Raw genomic sequence first — 13,507 nt, 5'->3', positions numbered from 1 at the left:
CCAAATCCAGTCTGTCCGGTGTTGACCAGTCTGTCCGGTGTCGAAATGAGCAGGAACTACATCTTTCTCTTCCTGTTCAGCCTGGTGATGACGGCGTCGGGACTGGCCTCTTTGCCGCCGCTCGACCGCGACGAGCCGCGCTTCGTCCAGGCGACCAAGCAGATGACGGAGACCGGCGACTATGTCGACATCCGCTTCCAGGATGCGTCGCGCTACCAAAAGCCGATCGGCATCTACTGGCTGCAATCGGCGGCGGTGACGCTGAGCGGCGAGGGGGCACAGGCGCCGATCTGGATTTACCGGCTGATCTCGGCGCTGGGCATCGCCATCGCCGTCGTCGCAATCGCCTGGACCGGGGCCAATCTGTTCGGCGCCAATGCCGGTCTTGCCGCCGGCCTGGTCATGGCGGCGATTTTCGCCACCGCCTTCGAAGGCCGCGACGCCAAGACCGACGCGATGCTGCTTGCCTGCTGCGTTCTGGCGCAAGGCGCGCTGGCGCAGATTTATCTGGCATCGCGCCGCAACGAGCCGGTCGCCGGCCATCTGCCGTGGATTTTCTGGGCTGCGCAGGGCGCGGCGATCCTCATCAAGGGGCCGATTGCACCGCTGCTGTCGGCGCTGACGGTGCTCACGCTGGTTGCCTTCGAGCGCGACTGGCGCTGGCTGGCGAGGCTGAAAGCCGGGCGTGGGCTGATTCTGGTGCTGTTGATCGTGCTGCCCTGGCTCGCCCTCATCACCTGGAAGAGCAACGGCGCCTTCCTGCAGCAGGCCGTCGGCAAGGATATGCTCGGCAAGGTCGCGCAAGGCGAGGAGTCGCACGGCGTTCCGCCGGGCTTCTACGTGCTGACCTATTGCCTGTTCATGTGGCCGTTCGGCCTTATGGCGCTCGGCGCCGGACTGCAGGCGCTCAACCGATTGCGCGACGATCCGCGCCTGCGTTTCTGCATCGCCTGGTACGTTCCGTTCTGGCTCGTCTTCGAATTGATCCCGACGAAACTGCCGCATTATGTGCTGCCGGCCTATCCCGGCATGGCCCTGCTCATCGGCTGGCTCTTGACGCTGACACCGCAAGAGGCAAATGCGCCGCTCAGGCGCTGGCAGACATGGCTGTGGTGGGCGACCGCATTCGGCACCGTTCTGGTGACAGTCGGTCTCGCCGTGCTTTGCGTCGGTGCGCCGATCTATCTCATGAAGACATTTTCATGGTGGAGCGTTCCGGCCGCCGCGGCAGCATTGGGCGCCGGCTACCTCGCTGTTTCGCGCCAGATGCTGGTGCCGCTGGTCCGCATCGGCGGGGCTGCGGTTTGCGCCGGTATAACCTACGCCCTGCTGTTCGGTGTCATCGTGCCGTCACTGAAACCGATTTGGATGAGCCGGGAAATCGAGGCTGCGGTTCGCGCCGATCGTCCCTGTGAGATGAGCGTGCTCGCCTCCGCGCAATATCACGAACCGAGCCTGGTATTTCTGGTGGGCACAAAGACGGTACTGACCGATGTCGACGGGGTTGCGCAACATCTGCTTGACGATCCGGCCTGCGCGCTGGGCCTGGCGCCGGTCGGCGATCAAAAACGGCTGGATGACCTTCTGGCAGGGCAAGGCAAGAAGGCCAGCCGCGTCGCCGAGATCGACGGCATCAACTATTCGTCAGGTGATAAATTGTCGCTCGGCCTGTACCGTGTGGCGAACTGATACCTCTTCGATGATCGCTTCGAGCTCCGCATGTTGACGAAGTCGCCATCACCGGCGCGTGCCGCTATGCCTGCCATGCTCCGGCAGTCTGTCGATAATTTCCGCGATACTTTCGGGATTGTACGGCATCGCCTGGCGACGCGCCCGGCGCGCCACCCGAAAATCCTGTGGTCGGTCTGGGTTGTGGCCTGGCTTTTGCTGACGATCGCGGTGTCGCTCCGTTTCGACCATCTTGCAGGGACCATGGCGAGGGAGTGGGCTTCAGGCTCGACCAATATCTTCCGCATCGCCGAGTTTTTTACCTTCTTCGGCCTAGGCGGCTGGTATCTTGTCCCGTCGGTACTGGTGCTGATTGCCGCGAATCTGACGGATTGGCGCAGCCTTTCCCGGCGCGCGCGGATGACCTTCTACAACTGGACCTGCTTTGCCTTCATGGTGCTGGGTTCGATCGCACTCTCGGCCATGGTCGTCAACGTGCTGAAATATGGCGTGGGCAGAGCCAGGCCGATGAATTTCGACAAGCTCGGCGATCTGTCGCTGCATCCTTTTTCCTTGGAGGCGCGCTTTGCCAGCTTCCCGTCCGGCCATGCCACGACCATGGGCGTCATTTTCGGCATTGCACTGCTGTTGTTGCCCCAGCGCAGATGGGTGCTGCTGGCTGCAACCTTGTCGGTCGCATCGACCCGGATCTTTATCGGCGCGCACTATCCGAGCGACACTGTCGCCGGCTTCGGCCTTGGCTGTGCTGTTGCCATCGTCTGCGCGATGGTGCTTGGCCGGCTGGGATGTATCTTCCGCTACACGGCGTCGGGGTTGCCGGTGGCAAAAACTACGTTCCGCCTATTCCGTCGGGCTCGCAAACCAAACCAAAACGATGCGCCGAGACAGACGAATTTCGGCATTGGAGCAGCGCCGGCAAGCAACTGAATTGCTGACGCCTTTGGAACCATCTAAGACCACCCCAGCTAGCTGTCGATGCCACCCCAGCTCCGCACCAGCCGAGCCATGTCAGGCGCGCTGGCGGCTTCCTTCTCCAGCCCTTCGGCGACACCGACGCGGTCGGCGACAGGCCGGTTCTGGCTGACTTTCCACTTGCCGCTGATTTCGGCGATCTCGATCTCAAGCCCGACAATGCCCTTGATTTGCGACTGGATGAAGGTCGGCGGCGCATCGGTCACCGCCCAGGGTGCCTCGCGGGCGCCTTCCTGCGACAGCGTCAGCTCGGTGATCTGCTGTGCGATCCAGGCGGAATCCTCGATCACTCTGACGGTTCCTCGCACCTGGACAATGGCGTAGTTCCAGGTCGGCACGACCTTGCCGGTCTCGCGCTTGGTCTCGTACCAGGACGGCGTCACGTAGGCGTCGGCGCCCTGGAAGACGACCAGCACCGGCGATGTCGGATTGTCGGCCAGCTGACGCCATTGCGGGTTGGCCCTGGCCAGATGGGCGCGCAGCCGGCCATTCGGCCCAACCTCTGCATCAAGCAGGAAGGGAATGGCATTGGCGACCGGGCCATCGGTGCCGTTGGAGATCAGCAACCCCAGCGGATGCGTCCGGATCAGCCCGTGCAGGACGTCCGGCCGCGTTTCCTGGAAATGGGGAGGCTGGTACATGATCGGTCATGCCTTCTTGCACTGGCTGAACCGGCATTGTGCACCGTTCAGCCGAGCCGCGCCACATGTCAGGCTGGCTTCACCGTTTGGATCAGCCGAAATGGCATTTTCGCGCCCATGATGGGCACGACTGTGACGGCATCGGACCGGGAGTTTTTGTTTTGACGCAATTCCGGACGGAAAACCCGTTTACACTTTTCCTGGAATTGCTCTTAGCGCAGCCGCTTCGGCCGCGGATCGGACAATTCGCCGGCCAGCCGTCGGTCGAGATAGTCGGCGCATTCCTCGAGCAGCAGATCGGCGTCGTTGGCGAAGAAGTGGTTGGCGCCTGGCAAGGTCTTCTGCGTGATGGTGATGCCCTTTTGCGTGTGCAGCTTGTCGACCAGGCCCTGCACATCCTTGGGCGGCGCCACCTTGTCGGCATCGCCATGGATGATCAGACCCGATGACGGGCAGGGCGCCAGGAACGAGAAATCATAGGTGTTGGGCTGCGGCGCGATCGAGATGAAGCCCTCGATCTCGGGCCGGCGCATCAGAAGCTGCATGCCGATCCAGGAGCCGAAGGAATAACCGGCCACCCAGCAGCTCTTGGAATCCGGATGCAGCGACTGCACCCAGTCGAGCGCTGCGGCGGCATCCGACAATTCGCCGGTGCCGTGGTCGAATTCGCCCTGGCTGCGGCCGATGCCGCGGAAGTTGAAGCGAAGCGTGGTGAAATCGCGCTTCTGGAACATGTAGAAGAGGTCATAGACGATCTTGTTGTTCATCGTGCCGCCGAATTGCGGATGCGGATGCAACACGATGGCAATCGGCGCGCTCTTCTCCTTGGAAGGCTGGTAGCGGCCCTCCAGGCGGCCGGCCGGACCGGTGAAAATGACCTCAGGCATGAAATACTCCAAATGGCATACGAATGCGCGGCGCCCGGAACAATTCTTACTCCAGCCCCAGCCCTTCCGGGCCTTGACGCAGGGCAAGCGTCTTCTTAGAAGCTAGTTTAGAATTGTTCAAAACTGGATAGCCAGCCGTGACGGCCCGGCCATCCTCGCCGCAAGCCGCGTAAATAGGACGTCTTGCCTTGCAATTTCAAGGAAATAACGCGCTATCCTTGCGGAAAGGGTCTTGATGGGATCGATTGGGTGAAAATGGCCGCAGCACGCGCCTATCTCGACTACAATGCCAGCGCGCCGCTCATTGCCGAGGCGCGCGAGGCGATGATTGCCGCGCTCGATCTCGTCGCCAATCCGTCGTCGGTGCATGCCGAGGGGCGCGCGGCGCGGCGCCTGATCGACACTGCCCGGCGCGATGTGGCAGCACTTGTCGGCGCCAAGGCCGAGCATGTCGTCTTCACCTCGGGCGCGACGGAAGCCGCATCGACGCTGCTGACGCCGGATTGGCGGATGGGCCGTGGCACGGTGCGCATGAGCCGGCTCTATGTGTGCGAGGCCGACCACCCTTGCCTGTTGAACGGCGGCCGCTTCCCGGCAACACAGGTTTCGCGGATCGGCGTCGACGCCGATGGCATTGCCGACCTCGCTCAGCTGACAGCCGCTCTGGCCGCGCATGACAAGGCCGAAGGCCTGCCGTTGGTCGCGATCCATGCCGCCAACAACGAGACCGGCGTCATCCAGCCGATCGAGGCAATCGCTGCAATCGTCAAGGCGGCGGGCGGCATTCTGGTGGTCGACGCGGTGCAGGCTGCGGGCCGTGGTCCCATCGATATGTCAGCGGCTTACGCCGACTATTTGATTCTGTCTTCGCACAAGATCGGCGGCCCCAAGGGTGTCGGCGCCGTCGTTGCGGCAGCCGATCTGATGATGCCGAAGCCGCTGATCAATGGCGGCGGCCAGGAAAAGGGCCATCGCGGCGGCACCGAAAACCTGGCGGCCATCGCCGGCTTTGGCGCCGCGGCGCGGCAGGCTTTGGCTGGACTGAAAGACGTCGAAGCGATCGCGCAACGCCGCGGCGAGGTCGAGAAAACACTCAAAACGCTGGTGCCGGACGCAGAAATCTTCGGAACCGGCGCGCCAAGGCTTGCCAATACGACATTCTTCGCTATTCCCGGCATCAAGGCCGAGACGGCGCAGATCGCGTTCGATCTGGCTGGCGTGGCGCTGTCGGCGGGATCGGCCTGTTCGTCGGGCAAGGTCGGGCCGAGCCATGTGCTGAAAGCCATGGGTTACGGCGACAGCCTGGGCGCTTTGCGCGTGTCCATCGGCCACGCAACGAGTGCCGGGGATATCGAACTGTTCCGTGCTGCGCTGGCCGGTATTGCCCAGCGCCGGGCGGGCAGGGAACAAGCCGCCTGAGGCGGCGACAAAGAATTCAGGCCTCGCGGCCTGGTAGAGCCGTGCGTTTGCAAGTGGCCGGGTGAATTCCCGGCCGAGACGCACTATATGAAACTTACGCCGCCTTCGGCGCCTCATGGGCAGCCCTCGGCGATGCCATAGTTTGAAAACTGTCGGGCCTTGACCCCGGCGTGGATGGAGAACGCTTATGCCTGCTGTGCAGGACACGATCGATCGGGTCCGAAAGATCGACGTCGACCAGTACAAATACGGATTCCAGACAGAGATCGCGATGGACAAGGCCCCCAAGGGCCTGAGCGAAGACATTATTCGCTTCATCTCGGCCAAGAAGGATGAACCGTCCTGGATGCTGGAATGGCGTCTGGAAGCCTATCGGCGCTGGCTGACGCTGGAAGAGCCGACCTGGGCGCGCGTCCATTATCCGAAGATCGATTTTCAGGACCTCTATTACTACGCGGCGCCCAAGAGCACGCCCGGCCCGACCTCGCTGAGCGACGTCGATCCCGAGCTGTTGAAGGTCTACGAGAAGCTCGGCATTCCGCTGCGGGAACAAGAAATCCTCGCCGGCGTGCAGAAAACCGACGTCTCCGATCTCGAGGAGCCCAGCGACAACGTCTACAAATCGGGCCGTGTCGCCGTCGACGCGGTGTTTGATTCCGTTTCCGTCGTCACCACGTTCAAGAAGGAACTGGCGCAGGCCGGCGTCATCTTCTGCTCGATCTCGGAGGCCATCCGCGAGCATCCGGAGCTGGTGCAGAAATATCTCGGCTCGGTCGTGCCGACATCCGACAATTTCTACGCCACGCTGAATTCGGCTGTCTTCACCGACGGCTCGTTCGTCTTCGTGCCCAAGGGCGTGCGCTGCCCGATGGAGCTGTCGACCTATTTCCGCATGAACGAGAAGAACACCGGCCAGTTCGAGCGCACGCTGATCATCGCCGAGGAGGGGGCTTACGTCTCCTATCTCGAAGGCTGCACGGCGCCGCAGCGCGACGAGAACCAGCTGCATGCCGCCGTCGTCGAACTGGTGGCGCTCGACGATGCCGAGATCAAATATTCGACGGTGCAGAACTGGTACCCCGGCGATGCCGAGGGCAAGGGCGGCATCTACAATTTCGTCACCAAGCGCGGCGACTGCCGCGGCCACCGTTCGAAGATCTCGTGGACGCAGGTCGAGACCGGTTCGGCGATCACCTGGAAATATCCGAGCTGCATCCTGCGCGGCGACGATTCCTCCGGCGAGTTCTATTCGATCGCTGTGTCGAACGGCTACCAGCAGGTCGATAGCGGCACCAAGATGATCCATCTCGGCAAGAACACGTCGAGCCGCATCATCTCCAAGGGCATCGCCGCCGGCTTCTCGCAGAACACCTATCGCGGCCAGGTCTCGGCGCACCGCAAGGCGACCAACGCCCGCAATTTCACCAATTGCGATAGTCTCCTGATCGGCGACCAGTGCGGCGCCCACACCGTGCCCTACATGGAAGCCAAGAATTCGACGGCGCAGTTCGAGCACGAAGCGACGACGTCGAAGATTTCCGAGGACCAGAAATTCTACGTCATGCAGCGCGGCATTCCCGAGGAAGAGGCGATCGCGCTGATCGTCAACGGCTTCGTCAAGGATGTTATCCAGCAGCTGCCGATGGAGTTCGCGGTCGAAGCGCAGAAGCTTATCGGCATCAGCCTTGAGGGTAGCGTGGGGTGACAAGGGCGCGCAAACGCGAATCCGTGGAAAAACATGTCTATCTGCGGGATCGAGTGGATAACTGGGAAGCGGGCCTGGGCCTTGCGTTCTGGTTTTGCGCGATAGGGATAGTGCTGCTCGGCGCGGCCTACTCGCCGGATGGCTTTTGGCGAGGACTTTGGCAAGCCCTGACGCAGATGTAGAATAACCGGGCGTAGGCGCTCGGATAGGCAATGCGATGGACACTGGAAGGATAGCGACCCGCCAAGCGTTCAGGACCGTGCACAAGGCATGGGATTGAAACTGAACGTTTGAAAGGAAGTTGAAATGATGGATACGGTTCCGATCGTTTTTTACGCTTTGGTGTGCGGCGCGCTCTGCGCTGTCGCGCCCTCTATCCAGTCGACGCCGCGCCGGATGGCGGCGGGCGCCGTGACCGGGCTGGTCTCGGCAATTATACTGCCGTTTCTGCGCCACTTGGTTGATGGCTGAAGAGATGACCATGACGCTGTCTCGCGACGAGATCTGGTTTGCGGTTCGCTGGCGGCGGCTGTGGGCGGTTCGTCGCGAGGGCAACATCGCCACGATGAAATACGCCGCGGCCGCAGTAGCCTCGGCCCTGGTAGGCGCCGTTTTGGCGGCGTTCGTCCATCCGATGGTCGGCCTTGCGGTTTTCGCGGTGGGGTTCGGCCTGTCCTTCTGGCGGTTCAAAACCCTGCAGCGCCGGCACACCGATTACACAGTCACCTACGACGATTATTTCAGAGAAAAGAACAATGCTTGAGATCAAGAACCTGCATGCCCGCATCGTCGATGACGGCACCGAGATCATCCGCGGCCTGAACCTGACGGTGAAAAACGGCGAGGTCGCCGCCATCATGGGCCCGAACGGCTCGGGCAAATCGACGCTGTCCTATATCCTCGCCGGCCGCGAGGACTATGAGGTCACCGAAGGCGATATCCTCTATAATGGCCAGTCGATCCTCGAAATGGATCCGGCCGAGCGCGCCACCGCGGGCATCTTCCTCGCCTTCCAGTATCCGATGGAGATACCTGGTGTCGCGACCATGGAGTTCCTGAAGGTGGCGATGAACGAGCAGCGCAAGGCGCGCGGCGAGGAGCCGCTAAAAATTCCGGAATTTTTGAAGCGGGTGAAAGAGGCGGCAGCCTCGCTCTCGATGGACATGGCGATGCTGAAGCGGCCGCTCAATGTCGGCTTTTCCGGCGGCGAGAAGAAGCGGGCCGAGATCCTGCAGATGAAGCTGCTGGAGCCAAAGCTCTGCGTGCTCGACGAGACCGATTCAGGCCTAGACATCGATGCGCTGAAGATCGTCTCGGACGGCGTCAACGCGCTGCGTTCGCCCGACCGTGCCATCATCGTCATCACCCACTACCAGCGCCTGCTCGAGCACATCGTGCCCGATAGCGTGCACGTCCTATACAAGGGCCAGGTGATCAAGTCCGGCGACAAGTCGCTGGCGCTCGATCTCGAAGCCAATGGCTATGCCGGCGTGATCGGCGAAGCCGCGTGAGACGCCAGAAGGCCATTTTATGCTGAAAGGCGGGGCAAAACTGATGAATATGCATACACAACCCCAGCGCACGCAGGCCGAAACGGCGCTGATCGACGCCTTTGGCGAGCGTCTGTCGTTGCTGCCGGGTGACGGCGCGGTGATGCTGAAGCGCGACGACGCCATTGAGGCAATCAAGCACGGGCTGCCGACGCGGCGCATCGAATCCTGGCATTACACTGACCTGCGCCGGCTGTTGACTGCGGTGCCGGCGTTCGATCCGACGGCCGCCGCTAAGGGGCTGGCGCCCATCGTCGAAGGTTCCGCCGTGCTGGCAGTTCTAAACGGCGTCTCGAGTGCGAAATTCCCTGCCATCGAAGGCGTGACCGTCCAGCGCCTGTCGGAAAAGCTGACCGACGGCTCGATTGCGCCCGGCCTCGACCCCTATGGCAGCGATGACGCCATCGGCGCGCTGAACACTGCTTTCGTCGCCGACGGCTATTTCGTCGACATCGCCGATGGCGCAGCACTGGAGAAGCCGATCGAATTGCAGAACCTGCAAGCCGGCGGACAGACCCATGTGCGCTTTCCCGTGCGTGTCGGCGCCGGCGCCAAGGCTGCGATCGTCGAGCGTCAGGCGGGCGAGGGCGCGGCTCTGGCCAGCTCCGTCAGCCAGCTGGTGTTGGGCGAGGGCGCCGAGGTGACCTGGCTGATCATCCAGGAACAGCCGGAAACGGCCACCCATCTGGCGCAGTTCAAGGCGCATCTCGGCAAGAATTCGAAGCTGACGCTGTTCTTCATGAATGCCGGCGGCAAGCTTGTGCGCCAGGAGATCGTGGTGAAGACCACGGGCGAAGGCGCCGACTTCAAACTGCGCGGCATCAACCTGCTCGCCGGCGACACCCACACCGACGTGACCATGGTGCTCGACCATGCCGTGCCGCATACGACATCGACGGAAGTGATCCGCAATGTCGTGACCGGCAAGGCGCGCGGCGTCTTCCAGGGCCGCATCAACGTCCACCAATACGCGCAGAAGACCAACGCCAAGATGGCCTGCAACACGCTGCTTTTGTCGGATGATGGCGAGTTCTCGACCAAGCCGGAGCTGGAAATCTTCGCCGACGACGTCATCTGCGGCCACGGCGCGACCGTTACCGAGATCGACCACAACCATCTGTTCTACCTGATGGCTCGCGGCATCGACGAGAAGAGCGCCCGTGGCCTGCTGGTCAAGGCGTTCGTCGCCGAAGTGATCGAGGAACTGGACGACGAAACCATCGTCGAGGCCCTGGAAACAAGGCTGGACGACTGGTTCGTGGCGCATGGGTAGCGCCTCCCCTTCTCCCCTTGTGGGTCCGAAGGACGGGCGAGGCAAGTGACACGCCCCGGGCGGTGGCCGAGCGAAGCTCGGTCGGGTGAGGGGTGCGTGACGAAGTGAGGCGGTGCCTCAAGAGAGCTTGTAATGGACCAGAAGATCGAAACAACCCCATACGACGTCGAGGCGATCCGCCGCGACTTCCCGATCCTGTCGCGCGAAGTCTACGGCAAACCGCTGGTCTATCTCGACAATGGCGCCTCGGCGCAGAAGCCGCAGGTGGTGCTGGATACGATCCAGCACGCCTATTCCCAGGAATACGCCAACGTGCATCGCGGCCTGCATTTCCTGTCGAATGCCGCAACCGACGCTTATGAGAAGGCACGCGAGACGGTGCGCCGTTTCCTCAATGCGCCAAGCACCGACAACATCGTCTTCACCTCGAACACGACCGCGGCGATCAACACCGTGGCTTACGGCTATGGCATGCCCAATATCGGCGCGGGCGACGAGATCGTGCTGTCGATCATGGAGCACCACTCCAACATCGTGCCGTGGCATTTCATCCGGGAGCGGCAGGGCGCCAAGCTGGTCTGGGTGCCGGTCGACGATCTCGGCATCTTCCACATCGAGGAATTCGAAAAGCGGCTGACCGACAAGACCAAGCTCGTCGCCATCACGCATATGTCGAACGCGCTGGGCACGGTAACCCCGATCAAGGAGATCGTGCGCATCGCGCATTCGCGTGGAATTCCCGTACTTGTCGACGGCAGCCAGAGCGCCGTGCACATGCCGATCGACGTCCAGGACCTCGATTGCGATTTCTTCGTCTTCACCGGCCACAAGGTCTACGGGCCCTCCGGCATCGGCGTGCTCTACGGCAAGAAGGACATTCTGCAGGGCATGCGCCCCTTCATGGGCGGCGGCGAAATGATCGAGGAGGTGACTGAAGACATCGTCACCTACAACGAGCCGCCGCACCGCTTCGAGGCCGGCACGCCGCCGATCGTGCAGGCGATTGGCCTGGGTGCAGCATTGGAATACATGGAAAAGGTTGGCCGCGAGCGCATTGCCGCCCATGAGGCCGATCTCAAGACCTATGCGCATGAACGGCTGCGCGCCATCAACTCGCTGCGCATCTTCGGCGACGCGCCGGACAAGGGCGCCATCATTTCCTTCGAATTGCAGGGCATTCATGCCCATGACGTGTCGATGGTGATAGACAGGCAAGGTGTTGCCGTCCGCGCGGGCACCCATTGCGCCCAGCCGCTGTTGAAACGCTTTGGCGTAACCTCCACATGCAGGGCATCGTTCGGCATGTATAATACCAGGGCCGAAGTCGACGCTTTGGCCGATGCGCTGGAAAAAGCGCGCAAGTTCTTCGGGTGACAGGTTCTTTGGATGACGACCATGGATGATGCGAGCCACACCACCGCGCCGGAAGCGGCCGTCAATCCGGTGGTTTCCGCCTCGGCAATTCCCGCCGACGAGCTGGCGCGGCTGACCGACGACATCGTCTCGGCGCTGAAGACGGTCTATGACCCGGAAATACCGGCCGACATCTATGAGCTCGGCCTCATCTACAAGATCGACATCGAGGACAACCGCGCGGTCAAGATCGACATGACGCTGACCGCGCCCGGCTGTCCGGTGGCCGGCGAAATGCCAGGCTGGGTGGAAAACGCCGTCGGCGCCGTCGAAGGCGTCTCCGGTGTCGAGGTCAACATGACCTTCGACCCGCCCTGGTCGCCCGACCGCATGTCGGAAGAGGCGCAGGTGGCGGTGGGCTGGTACTAGGTTGACTGAGGTTGGTGCACTTGCACCAGTGGTAAAACTTCACCATTTTAGGTGAGGAATCATTCGGCAGGCCTTGAACCTGCATGGAATGGAAGAGGAAAAAGAATGGGACGCTTCGCCGTCATCACGATGACCGAAAAGGCCGCCGACCGGGTGCGCGAGATCGTCGCCACGCGCGACAATGCGCATGGCATTCGCCTCGGCATCAAGAAGGGCGGCTGCGCCGGCATGGAATACACGGTCGACCTGGTGACCGAGCCCAATACCAAGGACGACCATATCGAACGCGACGGCGCGCATGTCTATGTCGCGCCCGAGGCTGCCCTTTTCCTGTTCGGCACCGAGATGGATTTCGAGCAGACCACGCTGCGCACCGGCTTCACCTTCCACAACCCGAACCAGAGTTCGGCCTGCGGCTGCGGCGAATCCGTCGAACTGAAGCCCGCCGACCTGAAGGCGCTGGCTGAAGCGCGCGCTTCCGCCTGATCTTTCCTTCGCCCCGTTCACGGGGAGGTGAGGAATGGTCCGCGCAGCGGGCGAAAAGCCAATTGCTTGGCTTTTCGAATGACGAACGGCCCGAAGGGCCGGATGAGGGGCAGCGCTAACCATCGGAAGTCGCGCTCCGAGTCCTCACTTCACCCACATCTTCGTCCGCTTGTGCCAGTCGGCGATCGATTCCTCGGGATAGACGTCGAACGCATTGTCCTTCTTGCCGATCACCGGCTCGACCCAACTCGCCTTGTATTTCAACATCAGATGCACCTTCTCCGGCGGCTTCGGCAACTCGCTGTCGATTGCCGAGGCGAAGGGGTGGACCAGGTCCGGCCATGTCGGATCGTAGAGCCAGAGCGCCGAACCGCACTTCTTGCAGAAATTGCGCTCGCCCGTCGAAATCTCACACTTTGGATGCTCGTCGTCCGCGATCTCGGCCTGGTAGACGCCGAGATTGCGCTTGCCCTTGATTTTCAGCGTCTTGTAATCGGCGCCGAGATTGATGGCGAAGCCGCCGCCGCCCTGCTGCTTGCGGCAGATCGAGCAGTAGCACAGCATGAACGGCACCGGCGTGTTGCTCTCCACCTCGAAATGGACGGCATCGCAGCGGCAGGATCCCTTGAGCAGCAGCGGCATGACAAAACTCCGACGGATGGCTCTCAACTTGCCAGCATGGTTTTTGGTTGCAGCCATGGCAAGCCCGGTGACATGATTGCGGCATGGACAATGAACGCATCGAAGAGCTGTTCGAAGGCCTCGGCCCGGTCAGTATCCGAAAACTGTTCGGCGGCAAGGGTATCTATTTCGACGGCGTCATCGTCGCTATCGTGCTGCGCGGCGAATTGCTGCTCAAGGCTGACGAGCAAAGCGCGCCCGACTTCGAAGCCGCCGGCTGCAAGCAATGGACCTATACCGGCACCCGCCACGGCAAGCTGGTCGCGATGCCGTACTGGAGCATTCCCGACGACGCGTTTGATGATCCTGACGAGATGAGGGTGTGGGCGCGCCGGGCGTATGAGGCGGGGCGGCGGGCGGGGAAGTGAACCGGGACCGTCGCGTTTCTTCCCACCCCCCTCTGTCCTGCCGGACATCTCCCC

General features: G+C 62.1%; 15 protein-coding genes. 12 read left to right on the top strand and 3 right to left on the bottom strand.

Annotated features, from left to right (window positions below; all coding sequences use genetic code 11):
* The first annotated feature begins 45 nt into the window (after window positions 1-45).
* Window positions 46-1,689, top strand: coding sequence for an ArnT family glycosyltransferase (locus tag NKH35_RS17320; protein WP_352915504.1), 1,644 nt, complete (start codon window positions 46-48; stop codon window positions 1,687-1,689).
* Between the two features lie 66 nt (window positions 1,690-1,755).
* Entirely contained in the window at window positions 1,756-2,616 is an 861-nt protein-coding gene (locus NKH35_RS17315) for a phosphatase PAP2 family protein (RefSeq protein ID WP_245263520.1), read from the top strand.
* 38 nt (window positions 2,617-2,654) lie between these two features.
* On the opposite strand, the gene NKH35_RS17310 is transcribed toward NKH35_RS17315, so the two are convergent.
* Window positions 2,655-3,302 (bottom strand): FMN-binding negative transcriptional regulator, encoded by a 648-nt coding sequence (locus NKH35_RS17310; RefSeq protein ID WP_023690215.1) that lies wholly within the window; start codon window positions 3,300-3,302, stop codon window positions 2,655-2,657.
* A 212-nt stretch (window positions 3,303-3,514) separates the two neighbouring features.
* Window positions 3,515-4,189: an alpha/beta hydrolase gene (locus tag NKH35_RS17305; RefSeq protein WP_023669128.1), complete on the bottom strand. Its 675-nt coding sequence runs from the start codon at window positions 4,187-4,189 to the stop codon at window positions 3,515-3,517.
* A gap of 255 nt (window positions 4,190-4,444) precedes the next feature.
* Here NKH35_RS17305 and NKH35_RS17300 point away from each other — a divergent pair, with 255 nt between their 5' ends.
* The 9 genes from NKH35_RS17300 to sufA all read left to right on the top strand — a co-directional run bounded on the left by NKH35_RS17300 (window position 4,445) and on the right by sufA (window position 12,404).
* Window positions 4,445-5,608, top strand: coding sequence for a cysteine desulfurase family protein (locus NKH35_RS17300; RefSeq protein ID WP_023754370.1), 1,164 nt, complete (start codon window positions 4,445-4,447; stop codon window positions 5,606-5,608).
* A gap of 187 nt (window positions 5,609-5,795) precedes the next feature.
* Window positions 5,796-7,313, top strand: coding sequence for a Fe-S cluster assembly protein SufB (gene sufB / locus NKH35_RS17295; RefSeq protein WP_023706434.1), 1,518 nt, complete (start codon window positions 5,796-5,798; stop codon window positions 7,311-7,313).
* 306 nt (window positions 7,314-7,619) lie between these two features.
* Window positions 7,620-7,784, top strand: coding sequence for a hypothetical protein (locus tag NKH35_RS17290; protein ID WP_156033695.1), 165 nt, complete (start codon window positions 7,620-7,622; stop codon window positions 7,782-7,784).
* A gap of 4 nt (window positions 7,785-7,788) precedes the next feature.
* Window positions 7,789-8,076, top strand: a complete 288-nt coding sequence (locus tag NKH35_RS17285) for a hypothetical protein (RefSeq protein WP_155929798.1) — start codon at window positions 7,789-7,791, stop codon at window positions 8,074-8,076.
* On the top strand, window positions 8,069-8,824 hold the full coding sequence (gene sufC, locus NKH35_RS17280; protein ID WP_023684862.1) for a Fe-S cluster assembly ATPase SufC: 756 nt from the start codon (window positions 8,069-8,071) through the stop codon (window positions 8,822-8,824). Before NKH35_RS17285 ends, sufC begins: the two co-directional genes overlap by 8 nt.
* A 43-nt stretch (window positions 8,825-8,867) precedes the next feature.
* Window positions 8,868-10,136, top strand: coding sequence for a Fe-S cluster assembly protein SufD (sufD, locus tag NKH35_RS17275; RefSeq protein ID WP_023684863.1), 1,269 nt, complete (start codon window positions 8,868-8,870; stop codon window positions 10,134-10,136).
* A 132-nt stretch (window positions 10,137-10,268) separates the two neighbouring features.
* Window positions 10,269-11,510, top strand: a complete 1,242-nt coding sequence (locus NKH35_RS17270; RefSeq protein ID WP_023684864.1) for a cysteine desulfurase — start codon at window positions 10,269-10,271, stop codon at window positions 11,508-11,510.
* Between the two features lie 21 nt (window positions 11,511-11,531).
* On the top strand, window positions 11,532-11,918 hold the full coding sequence (locus tag NKH35_RS17265; RefSeq protein ID WP_023684865.1) for an SUF system Fe-S cluster assembly protein: 387 nt from the start codon (window positions 11,532-11,534) through the stop codon (window positions 11,916-11,918).
* Window positions 11,919-12,023: 105 nt separating this feature from the next.
* Window positions 12,024-12,404, top strand: coding sequence for a Fe-S cluster assembly scaffold SufA (sufA, locus tag NKH35_RS17260; RefSeq protein WP_013532156.1), 381 nt, complete (start codon window positions 12,024-12,026; stop codon window positions 12,402-12,404).
* Window positions 12,405-12,548: 144 nt separating this feature from the next.
* Here sufA and NKH35_RS17255 read toward each other — a convergent pair whose 3' ends face one another.
* Window positions 12,549-13,046: a GFA family protein gene (locus NKH35_RS17255; RefSeq protein ID WP_023669121.1), complete on the bottom strand. Its 498-nt coding sequence runs from the start codon at window positions 13,044-13,046 to the stop codon at window positions 12,549-12,551.
* Window positions 13,047-13,129: 83 nt separating this feature from the next.
* Here NKH35_RS17255 and NKH35_RS17250 point away from each other — a divergent pair, with 83 nt between their 5' ends.
* Entirely contained in the window at window positions 13,130-13,453 is a 324-nt protein-coding gene (locus tag NKH35_RS17250) for a TfoX/Sxy family protein (protein WP_023669120.1), read from the top strand.
* Window positions 13,454-13,507: the final 54 nt, after the last annotated feature.

The organism is Mesorhizobium sp. M1143 (genome assembly GCF_040318435.1).
Taxonomy (GTDB): domain Bacteria; phylum Pseudomonadota; class Alphaproteobacteria; order Rhizobiales; family Rhizobiaceae; genus Mesorhizobium.
The sequence above is the reverse complement of the archived record's forward strand: the minus strand, read 5'-3'. Positions and strand labels throughout refer to the sequence as shown.

Coding starts and splice junctions, on each gene's coding strand:
- NKH35_RS17320 (WP_352915504.1), top strand. CDS start 46: ATGAGCAGGAACTACATCTTTCTCTTCCTGTTCAGCCTGGTGATGACG.
- NKH35_RS17315 (WP_245263520.1), top strand. CDS start 1,756: ATGCCTGCCATGCTCCGGCAGTCTGTCGATAATTTCCGCGATACTTTC.
- NKH35_RS17310 (WP_023690215.1), bottom strand. CDS start 3,302: ATGTACCAGCCTCCCCATTTCCAGGAAACGCGGCCGGACGTCCTGCAC.
- NKH35_RS17305 (WP_023669128.1), bottom strand. CDS start 4,189: ATGCCTGAGGTCATTTTCACCGGTCCGGCCGGCCGCCTGGAGGGCCGC.
- NKH35_RS17300 (WP_023754370.1), top strand. CDS start 4,445: ATGGCCGCAGCACGCGCCTATCTCGACTACAATGCCAGCGCGCCGCTC.
- sufB (WP_023706434.1), top strand. CDS start 5,796: ATGCCTGCTGTGCAGGACACGATCGATCGGGTCCGAAAGATCGACGTC.
- NKH35_RS17290 (WP_156033695.1), top strand. CDS start 7,620: ATGATGGATACGGTTCCGATCGTTTTTTACGCTTTGGTGTGCGGCGCG.
- NKH35_RS17285 (WP_155929798.1), top strand. CDS start 7,789: ATGACCATGACGCTGTCTCGCGACGAGATCTGGTTTGCGGTTCGCTGG.
- sufC (WP_023684862.1), top strand. CDS start 8,069: ATGCTTGAGATCAAGAACCTGCATGCCCGCATCGTCGATGACGGCACC.
- sufD (WP_023684863.1), top strand. CDS start 8,868: ATGAATATGCATACACAACCCCAGCGCACGCAGGCCGAAACGGCGCTG.
- NKH35_RS17270 (WP_023684864.1), top strand. CDS start 10,269: ATGGACCAGAAGATCGAAACAACCCCATACGACGTCGAGGCGATCCGC.
- NKH35_RS17265 (WP_023684865.1), top strand. CDS start 11,532: ATGGATGATGCGAGCCACACCACCGCGCCGGAAGCGGCCGTCAATCCG.
- sufA (WP_013532156.1), top strand. CDS start 12,024: ATGGGACGCTTCGCCGTCATCACGATGACCGAAAAGGCCGCCGACCGG.
- NKH35_RS17255 (WP_023669121.1), bottom strand. CDS start 13,046: ATGCCGCTGCTGCTCAAGGGATCCTGCCGCTGCGATGCCGTCCATTTC.
- NKH35_RS17250 (WP_023669120.1), top strand. CDS start 13,130: ATGGACAATGAACGCATCGAAGAGCTGTTCGAAGGCCTCGGCCCGGTC.